General features: G+C 58.8%; 17 protein-coding genes and 1 riboswitch. Of the genes, 8 read left to right on the forward strand and 9 right to left on the reverse strand.

Annotated elements, in window-relative coordinates:
• Positions 1–301 precede the first annotated feature (301 nt).
• Entirely contained in the window at positions 302–2,338 is a 2,037-nt protein-coding gene (locus DC28_RS03745; protein ID WP_052078430.1) for a YgiQ family radical SAM protein, read from the forward strand.
• Here the strand turns inward: DC28_RS03745 and DC28_RS15205 are convergent.
• On the reverse strand, positions 2,248–3,120 hold the full coding sequence (locus DC28_RS15205) for a M23 family metallopeptidase (protein WP_052078418.1): 873 nt from the start codon (positions 3,118–3,120) through the stop codon (positions 2,248–2,250). The genes DC28_RS03745 and DC28_RS15205 overlap by 91 nt on opposite strands.
• A gap of 9 nt (positions 3,121–3,129) precedes the next feature.
• Positions 3,130–3,438, reverse strand: coding sequence for a helix-turn-helix transcriptional regulator (locus tag DC28_RS03755; RefSeq protein WP_037546097.1), 309 nt, complete (start codon positions 3,436–3,438; stop codon positions 3,130–3,132).
• A 160-nt stretch (positions 3,439–3,598) separates the two neighbouring features.
• Between DC28_RS03755 and DC28_RS03760 the strand changes: the two genes are divergently transcribed.
• A complete protein-coding gene (locus DC28_RS03760; RefSeq protein ID WP_037546100.1) occupies positions 3,599–5,071 on the forward strand; it encodes a RimK family protein in 1,473 nt (490 codons plus the stop codon).
• On the forward strand, positions 5,061–6,458 hold the full coding sequence (locus tag DC28_RS15210) for a glutamate-cysteine ligase family protein (protein WP_052078419.1): 1,398 nt from the start codon (positions 5,061–5,063) through the stop codon (positions 6,456–6,458). Before DC28_RS03760 ends, DC28_RS15210 begins: the two co-directional genes overlap by 11 nt.
• Here the strand turns inward: DC28_RS15210 and DC28_RS03770 are convergent.
• Entirely contained in the window at positions 6,420–7,226 is an 807-nt protein-coding gene (locus tag DC28_RS03770; protein ID WP_037546102.1) for a TrkA C-terminal domain-containing protein, read from the reverse strand. The genes DC28_RS15210 and DC28_RS03770 overlap by 39 nt on opposite strands.
• 171 nt (positions 7,227–7,397) lie before the next feature.
• Between DC28_RS03770 and DC28_RS03775 the strand changes: the two genes are divergently transcribed.
• On the forward strand, positions 7,398–7,739 hold the full coding sequence (locus tag DC28_RS03775) for a HesB/IscA family protein (protein ID WP_037546104.1): 342 nt from the start codon (positions 7,398–7,400) through the stop codon (positions 7,737–7,739).
• A 241-nt stretch (positions 7,740–7,980) separates the two neighbouring features.
• Here the strand turns inward: DC28_RS03775 and DC28_RS03780 are convergent, their stop codons facing one another.
• Positions 7,981–8,958 (reverse strand): NAD-dependent epimerase/dehydratase family protein, encoded by a 978-nt coding sequence (locus DC28_RS03780; protein ID WP_037546105.1) that lies wholly within the window; start codon positions 8,956–8,958, stop codon positions 7,981–7,983.
• Between the two features lie 170 nt (positions 8,959–9,128).
• Here DC28_RS03780 and DC28_RS03785 point away from each other — a divergent pair, with 170 nt between their 5' ends.
• Entirely contained in the window at positions 9,129–9,857 is a 729-nt protein-coding gene (locus DC28_RS03785) for a helix-turn-helix domain-containing protein (protein WP_052078420.1), read from the forward strand.
• On the opposite strand, the gene DC28_RS03790 is transcribed toward DC28_RS03785, so the two are convergent.
• From DC28_RS03790 to DC28_RS03805, 4 genes are all read right to left on the reverse strand, one after another.
• On the reverse strand, positions 9,811–10,608 hold the full coding sequence (locus DC28_RS03790) for an ABC transporter ATP-binding protein (protein ID WP_081941899.1): 798 nt from the start codon (positions 10,606–10,608) through the stop codon (positions 9,811–9,813). The two genes, DC28_RS03785 and DC28_RS03790, sit on opposite strands and share 47 nt — an antisense overlap.
• Positions 10,589–11,602: an ABC transporter substrate-binding protein gene (locus DC28_RS03795; RefSeq protein WP_037546107.1), complete on the reverse strand. Its 1,014-nt coding sequence runs from the start codon at positions 11,600–11,602 to the stop codon at positions 10,589–10,591. Before DC28_RS03795 ends, DC28_RS03790 begins: the two co-directional genes overlap by 20 nt.
• 85 nt (positions 11,603–11,687) lie before the next feature.
• A complete protein-coding gene (locus DC28_RS03800) occupies positions 11,688–12,548 on the reverse strand; it encodes an ABC transporter permease (protein WP_081941901.1) in 861 nt (286 codons plus the stop codon).
• A 6-nt stretch (positions 12,549–12,554) separates the two neighbouring features.
• Positions 12,555–12,839: a thiamine-binding protein gene (locus DC28_RS03805; RefSeq protein ID WP_037546110.1), complete on the reverse strand. Its 285-nt coding sequence runs from the start codon at positions 12,837–12,839 to the stop codon at positions 12,555–12,557.
• Positions 12,840–13,116: 277 nt separating this feature from the next.
• A riboswitch (TPP riboswitch) is annotated at positions 13,117–13,222 on the reverse strand.
• A 145-nt stretch (positions 13,223–13,367) separates the two neighbouring features.
• Between DC28_RS03805 and DC28_RS03810 the strand changes: the two genes are divergently transcribed.
• From DC28_RS03810 to DC28_RS03820, 3 genes are all read left to right on the forward strand, one after another.
• The gene (locus DC28_RS03810; protein ID WP_037546111.1) at positions 13,368–13,643 is read left to right on the forward strand and encodes a peptidylprolyl isomerase; all 276 of its coding nucleotides are present in this window, start codon (positions 13,368–13,370) and stop codon (positions 13,641–13,643) included.
• Between the two features lie 85 nt (positions 13,644–13,728).
• Positions 13,729–14,082 carry a helix-turn-helix domain-containing protein gene (locus tag DC28_RS03815; protein ID WP_156104563.1) on the forward strand — a complete coding sequence of 118 codons (354 nt, stop codon included), beginning with the start codon at positions 13,729–13,731 and terminating at the stop codon, positions 14,080–14,082.
• Positions 14,079–15,389 carry a type II toxin-antitoxin system HipA family toxin gene (locus tag DC28_RS03820; RefSeq protein ID WP_037546115.1) on the forward strand — a complete coding sequence of 437 codons (1,311 nt, stop codon included), beginning with the start codon at positions 14,079–14,081 and terminating at the stop codon, positions 15,387–15,389. The genes DC28_RS03815 and DC28_RS03820 overlap by 4 nt, the downstream gene beginning before the upstream one ends.
• A gap of 161 nt (positions 15,390–15,550) precedes the next feature.
• Here DC28_RS03820 and DC28_RS03825 read toward each other — a convergent pair whose 3' ends face one another.
• Positions 15,551–17,017 carry a hypothetical protein gene (locus DC28_RS03825; RefSeq protein WP_037546116.1) on the reverse strand — a complete coding sequence of 489 codons (1,467 nt, stop codon included), beginning with the start codon at positions 17,015–17,017 and terminating at the stop codon, positions 15,551–15,553.

The raw sequence follows: 17,017 nt of genomic DNA on the forward strand, positions 1-17,017 counted from the left end.
GGATAGTGCGCAAAAGCTTGTAACGTTTCCCTTTAGCGGCGCTGTCCCTGGGGCAGGCCACCAGGCGTCACCGCTATATCTGGTGTAGGTTACAATCTTTTGCGCACTCAGTAAGTATAGGGTACCCGGAGGATATTGGTTGATCAAAATCCATGGCGAACCGGTTGTCTCTGGTTTCGGTCGCTCCAGCCTCGATTGTCCCGGGCTGGGCCGATCTCCGGTTATCCCAGCCTTGGCGGTTTTAGCGGTCATTTTTCAACACGGCTGTCCATACCCCCACGGGTATGGTAAGCTAGGGGTGATGCAGCAACTACACGATTACCAGGCTCCGCGGTCCGCCTTCCTGCCGGTGTGCAAGGAGGATCTATCCCCGGGTTCCGAACTTGATATTATTTTTGTTACCGGGGATGCCTATGTGGACCATCCCAGCTTCGGAACCGCCCTCTTGGCACGGATTCTGGAGAACCAGGGGTACCGGGTGGGAATAATCGCCCAGCCGGATTGGCGCAGCACCCGGGATTTCACTCGCCTCGGTCGGCCCCGCCTCGCATTCTTCGTAACCGCTGGCAATATGGATTCCATGGTTGCCAATTACACTGTGGCAGGAAAACCCCGGAAGGACGATGCCTACTCCCCGGGCGGTTTGGGGGGCCGGCGCCCGGACCGGGCGACCCTGGTGTACTGTACCCGCATTCGAGAGGCATTTAAGCAGACAGACATTGTCATAGGAGGCATTGAGGCCAGTCTACGGCGCTTTGCCCACTACGATTATTGGTCGAATTCCCTACGCCGATCCATGCTCATCGACTCTAAAGCCGACCTGCTGGTCTACGGTATGGCCGAACGCAGCGTCGTGGAGATTGCCCGCCAGCTTTCCGCAGGCCGGCGGGCCGGAGAACTGCAGCATATTCCCGGAACCCTCTGGCGCTGCAGGGCTGAGGATGCCCAGAGTATCCAGGTCATAGCAGACACCTGGCCATCCCTCATCCAGGACGACGCCGCCGGGCTGCCCGAAGCACGGCTGTTACCCCGGAAGATCCAGAATCTGCCCGGCTGGGAAGACCTCAAGGATCCCCGGCTCGGCAAAAACCACTACAGCCAAAGCTTTCTTGCCCAGCACCGGAACACCGATGCCCTCAACGCCGATATCCTAACCGAGGCCTACGGCCCCTGGCTGGTGGTGCAAAATCCCCCGGCACTTCCCCTCTCCGCCTCGGAATTCGATGCACTCTACACCCTGCCCTTCACCCGCACCTTCCATCCCGATTACCTGGAGGCCGGGGGGGTCCCCGCCATAGAGGAGGTCCGCTTCTCCCTGGTTTCCAGCCGGGGTTGCTTCGGGGGCTGTAGCTTCTGTGCCCTGACCTTCCACCAGGGTCGGCGCATCCAGGCACGAAGCGGCGATTCCCTGGTCCGAGAAGCGGAGCTACTAACCCGGCTTCCGGGATTCAAGGGCTACATCCACGATGTGGGGGGCCCCACGGCGAACTTCCGGCGGCCTGCCTGCGAGAAACAACGCAGGGTTGGGGTCTGCAAGGACCGTCAATGCCTGCATCCCCGGTTATGCAATCAGCTGGTGGTGGATCATCAGGATTACCTGGGAGTTCTACGCCGGCTGCGCAGCCTGGAGGGTATAAAAAAGGTCTTCATCCGATCGGGAATTCGCTTTGACTATCTATTAGGTGATTCCAATGGAGAGTTCCTGACTGAATTATGCGCCCACCATGTGTCGGGAAAACTCAAGGTAGCCCCGGAGCATATCAGCCCCCGGGCCTTGGCGGCCATGGGTAAACCCCGTCCCGAGGTATTCCAACAATTCGCCCACGCCTTCAAGAACACCAACCAACGCCTGGGCAAGAATCAGTTTATGGTTCCCTATTTCATATCAAGCCATCCCGGTACCACCCTGGCGGACGCTCTGGAGCTGGCGCTGTATTTCCGGGATCAGGGCGGAACCCCCGAACAGGTCCAGGACTTCTACCCCACCCCGGGAACCTTGGCTACCTGTATGTACTATACGGGAATCGACCCCCGGACCGGTAGGGAGATCTACGTATCCCGATCCTACCAGGAAAAGGCCATGCAGCGGGCGCTGCTTCAATTCAGGGATCCCAAGAACCATGGGAAGGTCCGCCAGGCCCTGGAGACCCTGGGAAGAACCGACCTAATCGGGCAGGGGAAGCAGTGTTTGGTGCCGGGAGCATTCAAATCCCCCCCGGGAAAACCCGGCGCCGATCAAAAACGGCATCAGAATCCCAAAAGCCGCCACCGCAGTTCCGAGAACAGAAGGAATACCCCGGGTGGTAGGGGACGGTCGAACCACCGTACCTCGAAATGAAGGTGGTTGCCCGTAGAGCGGCCGGTGCTGCCTACCCTGCCTATCCCGGATAAGCCCTTAAAGACCCAGTCCCCGGCCTCGACGGAGAGGCTCTCCATGTGGCCGTAGCGGGTGGAAAACCCCAGCCAATGGTCTACCTGTACCCAGTTCCCCAGGGTATCGCTCCAGCCGGCATGCCGTACCACCCCGGATTTCGCCGCCCGGACAGCCGTTCCTCCCGGAGCGGCGATATCTATGCCCTCGTGGATTTCCAGAGAGAGGGCCAAGGAAGATTCAGGACGACCGCGGAGGAAAAAACCCGAGGTCACCGGTCCCCGCAGGGGATGGAGAAAGGGGGGAATGAGGAGCCACAGCAGCACCAGGATTGCCCCTGCCCCGGCCATCCAGCGGTACCATCTGCGGCGACGCTGGCCGGTGGTCTGGAAGCGGGCCAAGTGGCGCCGTTCTTTTTTTATTTCCCGGCGCAGCTCCCGGTTCGCCCGGCGTTGTTCCCGGTTCACCCTGCGCTGGGTCTGGTTCGCCCGGCGTTGTTCCCGGTTTACCCTGCGCTGGGTCTGGTTTGATCGGCGTTGTTCCCGGTTCGCGTGACTACGGTTTCGGTTCTTGTTATGTTGGTTTCGGTTCGCCCGGGGCTGTGCCGGGTTTGAACGGTTCTGTGACTTGTACACCCGGGGCTGTTTCCGGTTTTCCCAAGATGGTGCCGGGTCTGAACGGTGGCCTTCCCGGGGAAGCCCGGACTGCTCAGGAATTATGGTGGACTGATTCCTGCCTTGCTGCTCCACTTCGGCCCCCTAGAGCCCTTCTTCCACAGCAAATGCCAGGAGGTCCCGGACCCGGGCATGGCTTTCCAAGGGATGGCGGAGGTGACCCTCCAGATTAATGGTGTACCGGTTGCGACGGCCTTGTTTCTCCTTGGTTATTACCCCCGCAGCCTCCAGGTCCTGAAGGATTCTTTGTACCGCCCGTTCAGTAATCTGTACCCGGGCGGCAATATCCCGGATGCGGGCATGGGGATTCTGTACCAGGCAAATGAGTACGTGGCTATGATTAGAGAGGTAATTCCAGCCAGGTTGTCGTCCCGGTTGATTCAATTCGGTCATGGGTGTAACTATATCCTTTTCCTGGCTCTTTGTCGCCGTTCGCCGCCACTTCGTATACCCGAGGTCAGAGAGCCCCACCTCCTAAGATGGACACAATCACGTATCCCGGTCAGGAGCCCCTTGACCATTCCAGAGGCCAGGAATATTCTAGCAATTAGAGATGCAAAACCTCATAGTTGTCAGCCGACTGGAAGATTTACCCGGACCTATCGAAGGGGCGGATGTTGTTACTGCACGGTCCTACCTGACCGATCCGGACTATACCCGGGTAAAGGACCTCAGGGTCTATAACCTGTGCCGGAGCTACCGGTATCAATCCGCGGGATACTATGTTTCCCTCCTGGCTGAAGCCCGGGGGCACAGCATACTGCCCGGGGTTGCGACCCTCCAGGACTTCCGTTCCATCAGCGTAATTAAATCCATGAGCGAGGACCTGGAGTACCTTATTCAAAAGGGGCTCAAGCGTCTCCAGGGTGATGAGTTCACCCTAAGCATCTACTTCGGCCAGAATCTGGCGAAGCAGTATGAGGCCCTGGCCCGGGCCATCTACGGCCTCTTTGAGGCTCCCCTGCTCCGGGTTCATTTTACCCGGACGAAACGGGGCTGGGAAATCCAGAGTGTGGGGCCGGTTTCCCTGAAGGAAATCCCAGAAAACCACCGGGACAGTCTATTGGCCTTCGCCCAGGCGTTCTTCAAACGTCGGGCGGTGGTCCGCCGGAGCAAAAAACAGCCCAAATACAGCCTGGCCATTCTCGTCGATCCCGATGAACCCGCACCGCCCAGCGATCCGAAGGCAATTAAGCGCTTTGTCCGGGCCGCTGAATCCCTGGGACTGGAACCCGAGGTCATTACCCGGAGCGACTATTCCTACCTACCCGAGTACGACGGGCTGTTCATCCGCGCCACCACCAGTGTAACCAATATGACCTACCGGTTCGCCCGGAAGGCCTGGGCCGACGGACTGGTGGTCATCGACGATCCCCAATCTATTCTGCGCTGCACCAATAAGGTCTATCTCGCCGAGCTCCTGGAGCGCCATAAAATCCCCACCCCCCAAAGCATCGTCATTCATAAGGACAACTGGGAACGAATCCCTTCGGAATTGGGGTTCCCGGTGATTCTCAAACAGCCCGACTCGAGCTTCAGTATGGGTGTTGTCAAGGTCAGCGATTCCGGCAGTCTTAAAACAACCCTGGAAGAATTCTTAAACGGCTCAGACTTCGTAGTGGCTCAGCGGTACACCCCTACCGACTATGACTGGCGCATCGGCATTCTGAACCAGAAACCCCTCTTTGCCTGTAAGTACTTCATGGCCCGGGGGCACTGGCAGATCTACAATTGGCAGGCGCCATCGGGTCACCGCTCGGGCAAATGGGAAACCCTTGCCCTGGAAAACACTCCCCCAGAGATCGTAAAAATCGCCCTGAAGGCAGCGAACCTGATCGGCGACGGCTTCTACGGAGTGGATCTCAAGATGACCGAGAACGGGCCTATGATCATAGAGATAAACGATAATCCCAGCATCGAAAGCGATGTTGAGGACCTGGTCCTTAAAGATCAGCTCTACGCCCAAATCATGGGCTACTTCGCCTGGAGAATTCAATTGAAAAAAGGAAGCGTCAATGGCATCTAGCCCTTCGGATCAAGCCCGCACCCCGGAGGCGTCCCCCTCGGGGAACCGCCCGCAACAAACCCCCGACTCTTCTCTGCAAGACCCGCACCCGGTTCGATCCGGCGGGGCTTCCCAGCCCCCGGCCCTCCTGGAGGCTGGGGGAATCGAATTGGAGTATGCCATCGTGAGGGCCGACACCTTGGCTGTTGTTCCCAGGGCGGAGACTCTCCTGGGCAGCGGGGCCAGCGAGGTGGAACATCCCCCGCTATCCTGGTCCAACGAGCTGGTGATGCATGTTATTGAACTGAAAAACCCACTGCCCGTGACCGACCTCACGGAGCTGGAACCCAGTTTCCGGGCCCAGGTAGGGCAGGTAAACAATACCCTCCTCCAGCTTCCCCAGGCCTGCTGCCTGCTGCCCACGGGAGCCCATCCCTGGATGGATCCGGCCAAAGAAACCCGGATGTGGCCCCATGAACAAACCGAGATCTACCAGGCATACGACCGGATTTTCTCGACCCGAGGACACGGTTGGGCGAATCTCCAGAGCTGCCATCTGAACCTGAGTTTTAGAAGCGACGAGGATTTTTTCCGGCTGCACACCGCCATCCGCCTGCTTCTGCCCCTGCTCCCCGGTCTATGGGCATCCACCCCCTATCTGGGCGGCACCTACGCCGCGGCGATGGACGCCCGTTTGGAAACCTATGCGGGCAACCAGCATCGGATTCCCGAGATCGCCGGGGACATCATTCCCGAGCAGGTTTCAACCATAGAGGAATACCACCAGCTCGTTCTCCAACCCATGTACCGGGCCATCGCCCCCCAGGATCCCGAGGGCCTGCTCCAGGAAGAGTGGCTTAACAGCCGCGGAGCCATCCCCAAGTTCAGCCGGAACAGCATGGAAATCCGGATCCTCGATCTTCAAGGCCACCCCACCAGGGATCTCCTCTTCAGTCTGGTAACCATTGCCCTGATCCGCCGCCTGGCCTTTGCAGATTCCAAGGAACTCCGGGACCTGTCCAAGACCCCCCAGGAAATTCTGGTATCCCAGTATCGCCGCTGTGTCAGCCAGGCCAGCGCAGCACCCCTGAGCCTTCCCTACATCCCTCGCATTTTTGCCGATCTTCTCCCCCGAGGCGGCCAGGCTCCCCGGGTCCGGGATTTTTGGACAGCAGCCCTGCATTGGTTCGCTTCCGACCACGCCCTGCCCCCAGCCCTGGAGGCGGACCTTCAAGACTGTCTTACCGAGTATCCCCACCGAGGCAGCTTGGCAGAAACCTTGTATCAGGAATTGGGTCCCGCGCCCAGCCGAAGCCAGCTCTTCCAGAGCTACCGCCGGTTAGCTGCCGGCCTTCCGGGAGCCGAGTCTCTACCCCCGGCCCCGGGAAAACACCCGGCCGAACAATGATCTGGACTTATCCTGCTTCTGCTTGGGCTTGCCCTCAAATACCCGCTGAACCTCCACCGCCTGGAGATGCTGGGTATCCCCCGCTTCCCCGACCGGCCGATCCGACAGCCCGCGGATAACCTCTTCCCGGCCGTAGAGAATCACCTCATCACCCTCATAAATTGAAGTACTGCCCCGGGGCACCCCGACATAGTAACCGTCTCCCCGTTGGACACCGATAATCAGCACTCCCTCATCGGAAAGCTGCAACTCCGCCACAGTCCGCCCGGCAAGCCAGTTTCCTTCCCGAACCGGCAGCTTAACGATCTCGAACTCCCCGCTTAAAAACAACAGAGAATCGTAATCCTTGGCATACACCCGGGTAAAGCGCCGTAAAAACCGTTCAATTATCCGGCTGAGAACCCTGTCCAACAACCGTGAGCGGCTGATCAGGTACAACACCAGGAGCCCTCCGACAATGATGGCGACCCGGAGAAGTAAATCTGTATCCGTACTGGGCTGGACAAAGGTAATGATCAGGGATGACATAAAGGACACCAGCCCTACATTACCCAGGAGCATCAGATTGAGAATTATCTTCCGTCGCACGGGGTGGTTTACAATAGACTCGGTCTCACGGCTGGTAAACCCTGTAGTAGTAAAGGCTGAACGTGCCTGAAATTTCGCAATGTCGTCGGACATACCCGTAAGTTTGAGCATTATTGCCGCAACCCGTACTACCAGAAGGGACACAAGGATGATCACAAAAAATGAAACAATAGACGCCATAGGTATCCCCAGTATAACCGTCGGGCCACAAAAAAGGTATGGCTACCGGGCAATTCATGGGGATAAACTATCTTGACAGCCCGGGTATGCCACGGTAGGGTTAGAGAAGTACCTGATAAATTCACTAATCTTTTAGGTTAGTGTAGGTGATTCTAACGAGGAGGACCATCCATGGCTATTTCACTTACCGATAAGGCTAAGACCCAGCTTCTCAAGCTGGATATCAATCACGATCAATTTCTGCGTGTCTGGGTAGAGGCAGGGGGCTGCCAAGGCCACCACTACCAGGCCGCCATAGATACCCAGCGTCAGGACGACGATGTAGAGGTCTACAAGGATCAGGACCTCAGCATCATCGCCGACCGCTTTTCCACCCCATTCTTCGCCGAGGTAGACATCGACTACTCCGACGACCTCATGAAGGCCGGTTTCAAGTTTACGAACCGCCAGGCTGTAAGTACCTGCGGCTGCGGCAGCTTCAAAACCGCCGAAACAGCAGGCGCCACGGGTTAATCCCGATACTCCTGAAGCCTGGGGAAAAATCATTTGACCTAGTGCCGATTGCAAAGGCCCTTTGCCGTCGCCACGCGCAATAATGAAAAAAACCCGGGAAGGCCGGTGCAAATTTGGTGGAGGAGCGCTGCACCGGCCCCGGGTGGAAGAATTCATTTTCTATCGGGGCCAGCAGAGGCCCCGGTCTACCGGTACGAGCGACCCCGGAAGAATCAGGCACCTGCCCGCCCCCGATTCCGGGTCAGGCCCCGGGCAAACACCCGAGTCCGGGAGCCTGTTGGAGGATCTGGGATACATGCTTCAGCATATCCTGGGAAACCCGGGATAGATCGTACTCGGGATGCCATCCCCAGTCCTGCCGGGCCGGGCTGTCATCCACAGATCGCGGCCAGGAATCGGCAATGTCCTGGCGGAAATCCGGCTTGAAGCTCACAGCAAAATCACCATAGACCCTTCTAATTTCCCGGATAAAATCCCCGGGATCGGCGGAAAACCCGGAAATATTGTAGCAACGCCGGGTTAACAGCTCGGCCGGGGCATCCATCAGGGCGTCCACAGCCCGAATAACATCCTTCATATACATAAAGGGCAGTCGGGTACCCTCGGTCAGAAAACAGCGGTACCTCCGGCCCTGGACCGCATGCACGAAAATATCCACAGCGTAGTCGGTAGTCCCACCCCCAGGCTCGGTTTTATAGCTGATAATTCCGGGAAAGCGCAGGGACCGCACATCCAGCCCGTACCGCTGGACGTAGTATTCCAGGAGCAGCTCCCCGGCAACCTTGGTAATCCCATACATACTCCCCGGCCGGAGCACCGTTTCGTTGGGAGTCATATCCCTGGGGGAATCCTGGCCGAAAACCGCAATAGAAGAGGGAAGAAACAATCGGCCGACACCGTGTTTCCGGGCTGCCTCCAACACATTCATGGTCCCTGTCATATTCACATGGTAGGCCGCCTGGGGGTTCTCCTCCCCCTTGCCGGACAGGATGGCAGCAAGATGGTAGATCGTCTCGAAGCGGTGTTCAGTTAAAAGGGATTCCAATGCCCGGGCATCGGTTACATCAAGATGAACCCAGGGCTGCCCTGCGGCTGGACTGCCTGCCCGGGGGGGACGGATATCGGCTGCCATTACCTGGTCGGAACCGTGCATAGCCCGGAGATGCTCTGTTAGCTCTGTGCCGATCTGACCAAAAGCGCCGGTTACCAGTACCCTCATCCTTGCCTCCCTCTTCAATGTGGTTTAATATATTGAACAACCTTTGTTCAATATATTGGACTCAGACGGACTTGTCAATATTTTTGTCCAATATATTGAACGAAACACGAGGGCTCCGGGGATTCTCCCTGGATCGCTTGTACGGTGAATAGAATGGAGGAGCATAACCCATGGACTCTCAGAGCACCAATATCCCCGAGGTGGGGCCCACAATCCGCACCCTGCGTACCCGGCAGAACCTGAGTCTCGCCGAACTGGCGGCGCGCTGCGGAGTCTCTAAATCCATGATAAGCCAGATTGAGTCGGGGAAGACTAACCCTACCCTTGCGATGATTTGGAAGATAGCCCGGGGGCTGGGTGCCGATATCCAGATGCTCCTGAACCTTCCCGGAACCTACCCAGGCGCGGATGAACAAACCTCGAAAACCGCCCGGCAGGATCCGCCCCCCCCGGGGGAAGACCTGCCCAAGCGGTTTATGCACTTTCAATCCGACGGTTTCACCCAGCTTCAAGCCGATAAGCCCGGGATCCACTTCTCCGTTCTAACCCCCCTGGAGCAGGCTGAAGACCTAGAAATCTACATGATCACCCTCCAACCCGGTTCCCGTCTACAATCCCATCCCCACCTCCCGGGGACAGAAGAGTATCTCACCCTCCTGGAGGGCCAGCTGGAGGTGGGAACCCCGGAGCGCTCAGCCCGGCTGAAATCCGGTGACTTCATCCTGTACCAGGCCGACGGCCCCCACTTCATGCATAATACCGCCCAAAGCCCGGCGGTGGTGCATCTGGTAGTCCGGTTTCGGTCCGCCAAACCCCGGCACCGCCGAAAACCCGCTGACCCCATCGGCTCGGCTAATCCTGACCGAGAGCATCCAAAAGCTGCTGTTTACGGCGGGTAAAATCCGGTTTTGTAAGGCCATGGAGGCTCCGTCCCTCCCGGTCCGGCACATCCATCTCCCGTACAACCCGGGCAGGCCGGGCGGAGAGCACGATTATCCGGTCCGATAGGTAGAGGGCCTCATCAATATCGTGGGTCACAATAAGCAGACTTGTCCCCAGACGGTGCACCAAATCCAAGAACCACTGGTGCAGGCTCGCCCGGGTTAACGCATCCAGCCGAGCGAAGGGTTCATCCAGAAGCATCAAGCGGCTGCTGGCCATGTAACTACGCATCAACGCCGCCCGTTGACGCATGCCCCCGGAGAGCTGAAAGGGGTAGGCCCGGGCAAAGCCCTCCAGCCCGAAGGCGGGGAGCAGCTCCTCCACCGCCTGATGGGCCTGGGCCCGACTCATCCCCCCCAGGGTCAGGGGCAGGGCAATATTCCCCCCCACCCGGCGCCAGGGCAGGAGCAGATCCTCCTGCTGCATGTAACTCACCCCGCCGGGCTTGCCGGTGCAATCCCTGCCGTCCAGAAAGACCCGGCCCCGGGGAGGGGCATCCAGCCCGGCGGCCACCGACAGCAGGGTGCTCTTTCCGCAGCCCGAGGGCCCGAGAATGGAAACCACCTCTCCCCGCCGGACCGACAGACTCACATCCTCCAAAACCGGTAACCCGGGATAGGAAAAACTGATGCCCTCCAGGGCCAGGATAGGATCTCCTTGGGGAGCCCCCTCCCGGCTGTTTTCATCCCTACCGGGGAAGGAATTCATTGGTATACGCCTGGTCAACGTCAAGCTGCTGCTCCAGGAACCCCTCGCCGTAGAGCCACCCGGCATAGCGGCTCCAAACCTCCCGGCGTTGGTGTCCCCACACCGGAGCCTCGGCCTGGTACTGATCCGCCAAGAATGCCTGACTCTCCCGGGCAAGCTCCAAGGGAATCTCCGGAACCGCCTCGACGAGAATAGCCGCTGCAGCATCGGCCTGGGTCATGGCGAACTCGTAGCCCTTCGTCAGAGCCGCTAGGAACCGGGAAATCAGCCCTGGTTCTTCCTCTATGAGGGATTCTGAAGTGATTATAACGGGGGTGTAATAGTCAAATACCGGGTTAACCTTCCCCAGATCCACATAGTCCAGCTCTACGCCGCGGATCTGAGCCTCAATTCCCGTCCAGGCCCAAAAGATCCAGGCAAAATCTATATCCCGCTGGATGGATTGGAAAAAATCCGCAGACCCGATGTTCAGAAACTCCACCGTTGATGGGTCTGCCCCGGCCTGTTCCATTAATGCATGGATGGTAGCCTCCTCCACCGCACTACCCCAGCCGCCGTAGCGCTTGCCCTCGAAATCTGCCGGCCCTTCCAGGTTCCGGGATGCCGGCCCTGCGAAGCCGGAGGTGTTATGCTGGATAACCGCTGCTATGGAAACCACCGGCACCGGGTTCTGGGCCGTCCTGGCAAAGGTTACCCCCTCCTGGTAGCTGAACCCGAATTCGGCCCGGCCGGCAGCCACCATGGCGTCCGCCCCGATCTCCGAAGGCTGGACAATCTCCACATCCAGCCCCTCCTGGGCGAAAAACCCCTCGGCTTGGGCGACATAGGCACCGGTATGGTTGGTATTGGGTACCCAGTCCAGCACCAGGGTAATCTTTTCCAGGGGCTGATCCCCAGGGACATCGGTTCCCTCAGCTGCTCCGCCTCCGAAGCCCAGGGCCGCTGGGCCCGCCAACAATACAATCATCAAAAACACAATATGGTTAATTCTCATGCTATCTCCTTTTATTTGTTCATAAACCAACGTCATGCGCCAGATTCTTCGTCGGGGCTGTACCCGAGGTGCATGAACCTTCATCCTATTCATCATTCGTACCCATCCAGGGCATAACCATCCGCTGAATCAGGGCGGTGAGGCCGTAGAGAACCATGGACAGTACGATGATGACCCCAATGGCCGCAAAGACCCGCTCCACCGCAAAGGATTTCTGGCTTCGGATCAGGTAAACCCCCAATCCCTTGGACCCCCCTAACCACTCTCCGATGACCGCCCCCATGACACTGTAGGTTACGGCGATCTTCATGCCCGCAAACAAGCTGATCAGAGCCCCGGGCAGCTTCACCACCCAGAAAATCTGGAGCTTCCCAGCCCCCATGGATTGCAGCAGACGTATCCGGTTCTGGCCCACCCCCCGGAACCCCTGAAGCAGACTCAGAAGCACGGGAAAAAAACAGACCAGCACCACAACGATGATCCTGGGGGCCATGCCGAACCCGAACCAGAGGATGAATAAGGGAGCCAAGGCGATGAGGGGCACCATCTGGCTTCCCAGCACCAGGGGGTAGAGGCTGTCTCGGACCAGGGGCAATGCGTCCATGATCATGGACAGGACCAAGGCCAGACTAACCGACAGTACCAGGCCCCCCGCCGCAACCCCCAGGGTGGTCAGGGCGTGGCGGCTGAGCACATCCCGCTGGGTCCAGAGGGTATCCAGGATCTGGAGAGGCCCGGGCAGAATGAAGGCTGGCACCCAGCCGCTGCGGCTCACCAGATGCCAGAGCACCACCAGCCCGGTTAGAATCCCCACCGCTCCCAGACGGGGTGAGTACCCCCGACCTGCCGCCCTCACCGTGGAACGCCGTCCCTTCCGGGGGGGCTTTCCGGGATTCCGCGTCGGAGGAGTCGTGTGCCCTGTTTTATCTTCACCGGGGATCTCCATGGCCGCTCACCGGTACTTATGCAGTTTTTCGTCGAAGGTCACCCCACGGGTGCTGTAGTCAATCTTCACCATGGACAGTACCCGCTCCGCCCCCCGGGAGGTGCAAATCTCCTGGGCCTTGGCGACAATTCCGAGCAGCTCATCCAGTTCGCCCTCCATGGTGGTCTCCATGGGCCCCACAATATAGGGTACCCCGGTAGATGCAATGTACTCGATGACCGCATCCACTACCTCGTATACCCGACCGGATTCAACCTTGGGTATGATTTGCAAACTCACATGAATGGCCATGCCTTCCTCCTTGAGTCGTTAGGTGTCCCTAGTGTGCAAAAGAATCTACGGTACGCCGGTTAGAGGGGGTGATCCCTGAGCCACCTTGGTGGCACTCTTCTCGGCCTGCCGCTACGCAAGGTTCTGAGCACTAGGTCTCGACTATTTAGGGTGATTTGAACGCGCGCCCCCGGAACAACTGGCTCCGGGGTTCAAAAAAACCCTATTCAGCCGATAACAGCTGCATAGGGTCCGGGATGTCTGCGGGATAGGGTTTGTTGTTTGAAAAACGGATCACGCCGCTTTTCAAAGCGCTTCCTACGCTGGCATTACCCAGATCAGGTCTAAGGGTCGAAGCACCACACTTCCTCTCAGCCGGCTTACCAGCTCCCCTATGCATTCTTTCCTGTACCCTATCCCCTGAACCCCCACATGTCAAGGGCAGAATGGGTGGAGGGCGTTCCTGGCACCTAGGCTGTTTATAAACACCCAGAATCACCACCCCAGCCGGACTTGATACGTAAAAAGCAAATCCGCTATAGTCAAATCATGGAATTTAGAGCAAGTCATATTCTCGTTAAGGACAAGGCCCTGGCGGAGCGCCTTTTAAAGCAGATCAAGGGCGGCGCCCGGCTGGAAGAACTGGCCAAGGATTTTTCCACCTGTCCGTCGAAGAGCAAGGGCGGCGATCTGGGATGGTTCGGTCCGGGAAAAATGGTCAAAGAGTTCGAGGCTGCCTGTGCCAAACTCAGTCCCGGACGGATAAGCCCGGTGGTACGGACCCAGTTCGGCTACCATATTATCAAGCTCACAGGCCGTAGATAACCCCGGGTTTAATGTAACGTTTTCATTATATTACATTGCAGATACACTCCTTTTGTAATACTATTGTTACATAAGGACCCTTTCTATGAAGTACAGCCTAATGAACGACCAGGATATCATGGAGGATCTGGCTCGGCGGATTGATTCCCTCAGGATCCAAAAACACCTAAAGGACAGTGATATCGAGTCACTAGGGGGCATTTCCCGCCAGCTTCTTTCAGATTTTCGCCGGGGAAAACGGGGCATCAGTCTGAAAAGCTTTATCCGGATTCTCCGGGGGTTGGGCGAGATAGATCGTCTGGACCGTATGCTGCCCCGGGAGCGGGAATTCCGCCCCCACCCGGACAGCCGGACCCTCCCAGTACGGGATGATCAGAGCAGACGGGTGCGGGATACTGGCCGCCCCCGGCGGGAGTTTACCTGGGGAGATGAAGAATGAGGGACTCGGTGCGGGTGAGCCTCTGGGGAACCACCATCGGCTACCTCGGCTACCCTCCCGGGGGAGGCCGGGTCGCAACCTTCGAGTACGACCCGGAGTTTATGAACTCCGGAATACAGGTTTCTCCCATCCACCTTCAGTATCCTCCGGGGCTGTTCCGGTTCCCGGACCTATCCGAACCTACCTTCAAGGGGGTTCCCGGGTTTATAGCCGATTCCCTGCCGGACCGCTACGGTACCCAGCTCATCGATATATACATGGCCGAAAAGGGGATTCCCCCGTCCCGGATTACCACCCTGGACCGGCTTCTGTATGTGGCAAACCGGGGCATGGGGGCCCTGGAATACCACCCCGGTGAAACCCTGCCCCTCCAGAGGACCAGCCTTACCCTTTCCATGCTGACGGAACTCGCAGATCTTGTTACCCGAAACTCCCGGGACCTCCAGCAACGCCTGCACTCTTCAGCCCATCGGGCAGCCGCCTTGTCCCTTATCCGGGTGGGATCCAGCGCCGGGGGAGCCCGGTCAAAGGCGCTGGTGGCAATTTCATCCCGGGGCACAATCTTGGACGGAACGGTAAACCACGGACCGGATTACAGCTACTGGCTGCTGAAATTCGACTCCCCGGAAAATCGGGACCGCGATTCCCCGGATCCCCAGGGACTACCCCGGGTGGAATACATCTACAGCCTGATTGCATCAGATGCAGGCATAGCCATGCCCCGAACACGGCTTATAGATGACGGGGAGATAAGCCACTTTCTCATAGAACGCTTCGATCGACGCCAGACCTCCCGGGGTTTGGATAAGGTTCATTATTGCTCCTGGGCGGGTATAGCCCATGCCGACCGGGACGGGGTGAACTCCTACGAACAGCTAGTCCTTCTATCCCGGCAGCTGCACCTGGGCCAGGAAGCAGAAACCCAGATCTTCCGCAGGGCGGTCTTTAATATCCTGGGCCGCAATCACGACGACCACACCAAGAACTTCGGCTTTCTTATGGATAGGGATGGAACCTGGTCCCTGTCTCCGGCCTTCGATCTAACCTACTCCTACGATCCCCGGGGACGCTGGACAAAACACCACCAAACCTGGCTCCAGGGAAAAAATGATCAATTCACCCAAGAGGATTTACTCGCCTTCGGGGGGTTTTGCAACCTCAGTTCCGCAAAGTCCCGGGAAATCATTACCCAAACCGCCGATGCATTCAGCCGGTTTTCCCTCCTGGCTAGTACCTACCGGGTGCCGCCAGCCCTGGCCCGGACAGTAGAATCAAATCTGCGGCTTTTTCTCAGCCCCCGGGGATAAGCGCTCAGATCCTTCAAAGCACCCACCCTGCCGCCCATCCCCTGCACCCTTCATCCCGCCCCGAATATCCTGGGGCCGCCTGGTTGCAGCCACCGGGAGCGCGCCAAGGGTGGGAACCCTCATATAGCGCGTAAACGGTTGTGCCTTTTCACCCCGACGCACTATCGGATCCTCAGCCAAAAGGCCCGGATTTTGCGACCTCCATGGTTGAATATCCCCGGCTCCCCCGCCAGCCAACCCCTGGGAATCCGGGACTCCAGGCGCTGGTAGGGTACCAGTAACAGCCCCGCCCAACCGGTGAAGCTTCGCCCCAAGTGGGAAATCATCCGGTCAAAGAGCCGTTCCTGATCCTCTTGCAGCCGGATATCGTAGGGAGGATTCAGCAAGATCCACCCGAGCACCGGTTCCGTGGTTAGACCGGGGACTGCTGCCGATCCGGGTTCGGGTGTGCCGGGGCTGGGATGAGGGGTTCCGCGGGTTTGGGTCTCGGGCCGGGGGCTCCAGGTGAAGAAGTCCTGTTCAACCAGGGTGATGTGCTCCCAGGGCCGCCCTGGGCCCCCGGTTCCACTGTCCGAATCCCGGGCATTCGAATCACCCAAGCCGGTAACCCCCTCCGCTCCCTCCATGACCCAACCGGCCCTGAGGGCTTCCAGGTTCGTACGCCAGGCCGCTGCCTGGGATTGGTCGAGTTCAATGCCCAGGAAGCGGATATTCCGGCTCATCCCGCCGCCGAGACCGGTCCGTCGGCTGTAGCGAAAACTCGCCTCCTGGAAATTCGGCCATCCCATACAGGCAAATGCCCGCCCCGCCCCGGGGCTCAGCCCTTCCAGCAGCAGCAAGGATTCCCACAGGAGGGTTCCTGAACCGCTCATGCCGTCCACCACCCAGCCTCCCTCCCGGGGCGGCCCAACCCGGTGCTGTAACTCGGCTACCAGCCAGGCAGCAAGATGTTCGGCAATAGGCGCTGCCCCGGGGGCAAGACGATATCCCCGGCGTCCGAGCTGATCCCCGGTGCTATCCAGGAGCAGCCTGCCCCGGGTGCCCCTATGCCGCAGGAGAATCCGCACCCGGGCTCCTGAGTCACCGGTCCCGGGTATGTACCCATCCCCCGCCGGAGTCTGGGATGCCTGGGATGCCTGGGATGCCTGGGATGCCTGGGGTGCCTGGGATGCCTGGGATGCCTGGGATGCCTGGGATGCCTGCCCTCCCCGGCCCTCCCGGGGCAGCTCAGACCAATACCGTCGCACAGCCTCTTCCAGGGTCGCCGCGGCCTTACCCTCGTGCTTCAGGGCGGAGGCCCGGAGCCTCGCCAGGTATTCTCCCTCCGGCCCGGGTATCCACAGTTCCCAGGGTACAGCCAAACACCGTTTGAATAACTCTTCCCGGGCGCCGGCCTTTATTTCACCGAGGGAAATCCACACCCTCCGGGCAAAGCGCAGGGAAAGATTCAGCTCATACACCTGCCGCAGTCCCGCGAGGATCCACAAGCCGTCCTGCTCGGCCTCCTCCACAGCGAACCCCATTTCCTCCAGTTGCCGGAGCAGCCCCGGCATCTGAAAACCGGCGCATTCAAGAAAAACCTGGAACTGCCGGGACAGAATCTGCCTCTTGATCCGTTTATCAAACAC

This window comes from Spirochaeta lutea (assembly GCF_000758165.1).
GTDB lineage: Bacteria > Spirochaetota > Spirochaetia > DSM-27196 > Salinispiraceae > Spirochaeta_D > Spirochaeta_D lutea.

Bases quoted from the DNA above. Each gene is read 5' to 3' on its own strand.
- DC28_RS03745 (WP_052078430.1), top strand. From the start codon at position 302: ATGCAGCAACTACACGATTACCAGGCTCCGCGGTCCGCCTTCCTGCCG.
- DC28_RS03780 (WP_037546105.1), bottom strand. From the start codon at position 8,958: ATGAGGGTACTGGTAACCGGCGCTTTTGGTCAGATCGGCACAGAGCTA.
- DC28_RS03760 (WP_037546100.1), top strand. From the start codon at position 3,599: ATGCAAAACCTCATAGTTGTCAGCCGACTGGAAGATTTACCCGGACCT.
- DC28_RS03800 (WP_081941901.1), bottom strand. From the start codon at position 12,548: ATGGAGATCCCCGGTGAAGATAAAACAGGGCACACGACTCCTCCGACG.
- DC28_RS03755 (WP_037546097.1), bottom strand. From the start codon at position 3,438: ATGACCGAATTGAATCAACCGGGACGACAACCTGGCTGGAATTACCTC.
- DC28_RS03790 (WP_081941899.1), bottom strand. From the start codon at position 10,608: ATGAATTCCTTCCCCGGTAGGGATGAAAACAGCCGGGAGGGGGCTCCC.
- DC28_RS03785 (WP_052078420.1), top strand. From the start codon at position 9,129: ATGGACTCTCAGAGCACCAATATCCCCGAGGTGGGGCCCACAATCCGC.
- DC28_RS03810 (WP_037546111.1), top strand. From the start codon at position 13,368: ATGGAATTTAGAGCAAGTCATATTCTCGTTAAGGACAAGGCCCTGGCG.
- DC28_RS03805 (WP_037546110.1), bottom strand. From the start codon at position 12,839: ATGGCCATTCATGTGAGTTTGCAAATCATACCCAAGGTTGAATCCGGT.
- DC28_RS03775 (WP_037546104.1), top strand. From the start codon at position 7,398: ATGGCTATTTCACTTACCGATAAGGCTAAGACCCAGCTTCTCAAGCTG.
- DC28_RS03770 (WP_037546102.1), bottom strand. From the start codon at position 7,226: ATGGCGTCTATTGTTTCATTTTTTGTGATCATCCTTGTGTCCCTTCTG.
- DC28_RS03815 (WP_156104563.1), top strand. From the start codon at position 13,729: ATGAAGTACAGCCTAATGAACGACCAGGATATCATGGAGGATCTGGCT.
- DC28_RS15210 (WP_052078419.1), top strand. From the start codon at position 5,061: ATGGCATCTAGCCCTTCGGATCAAGCCCGCACCCCGGAGGCGTCCCCC.
- DC28_RS03820 (WP_037546115.1), top strand. From the start codon at position 14,079: ATGAGGGACTCGGTGCGGGTGAGCCTCTGGGGAACCACCATCGGCTAC.
- DC28_RS03795 (WP_037546107.1), bottom strand. From the start codon at position 11,602: ATGAGAATTAACCATATTGTGTTTTTGATGATTGTATTGTTGGCGGGC.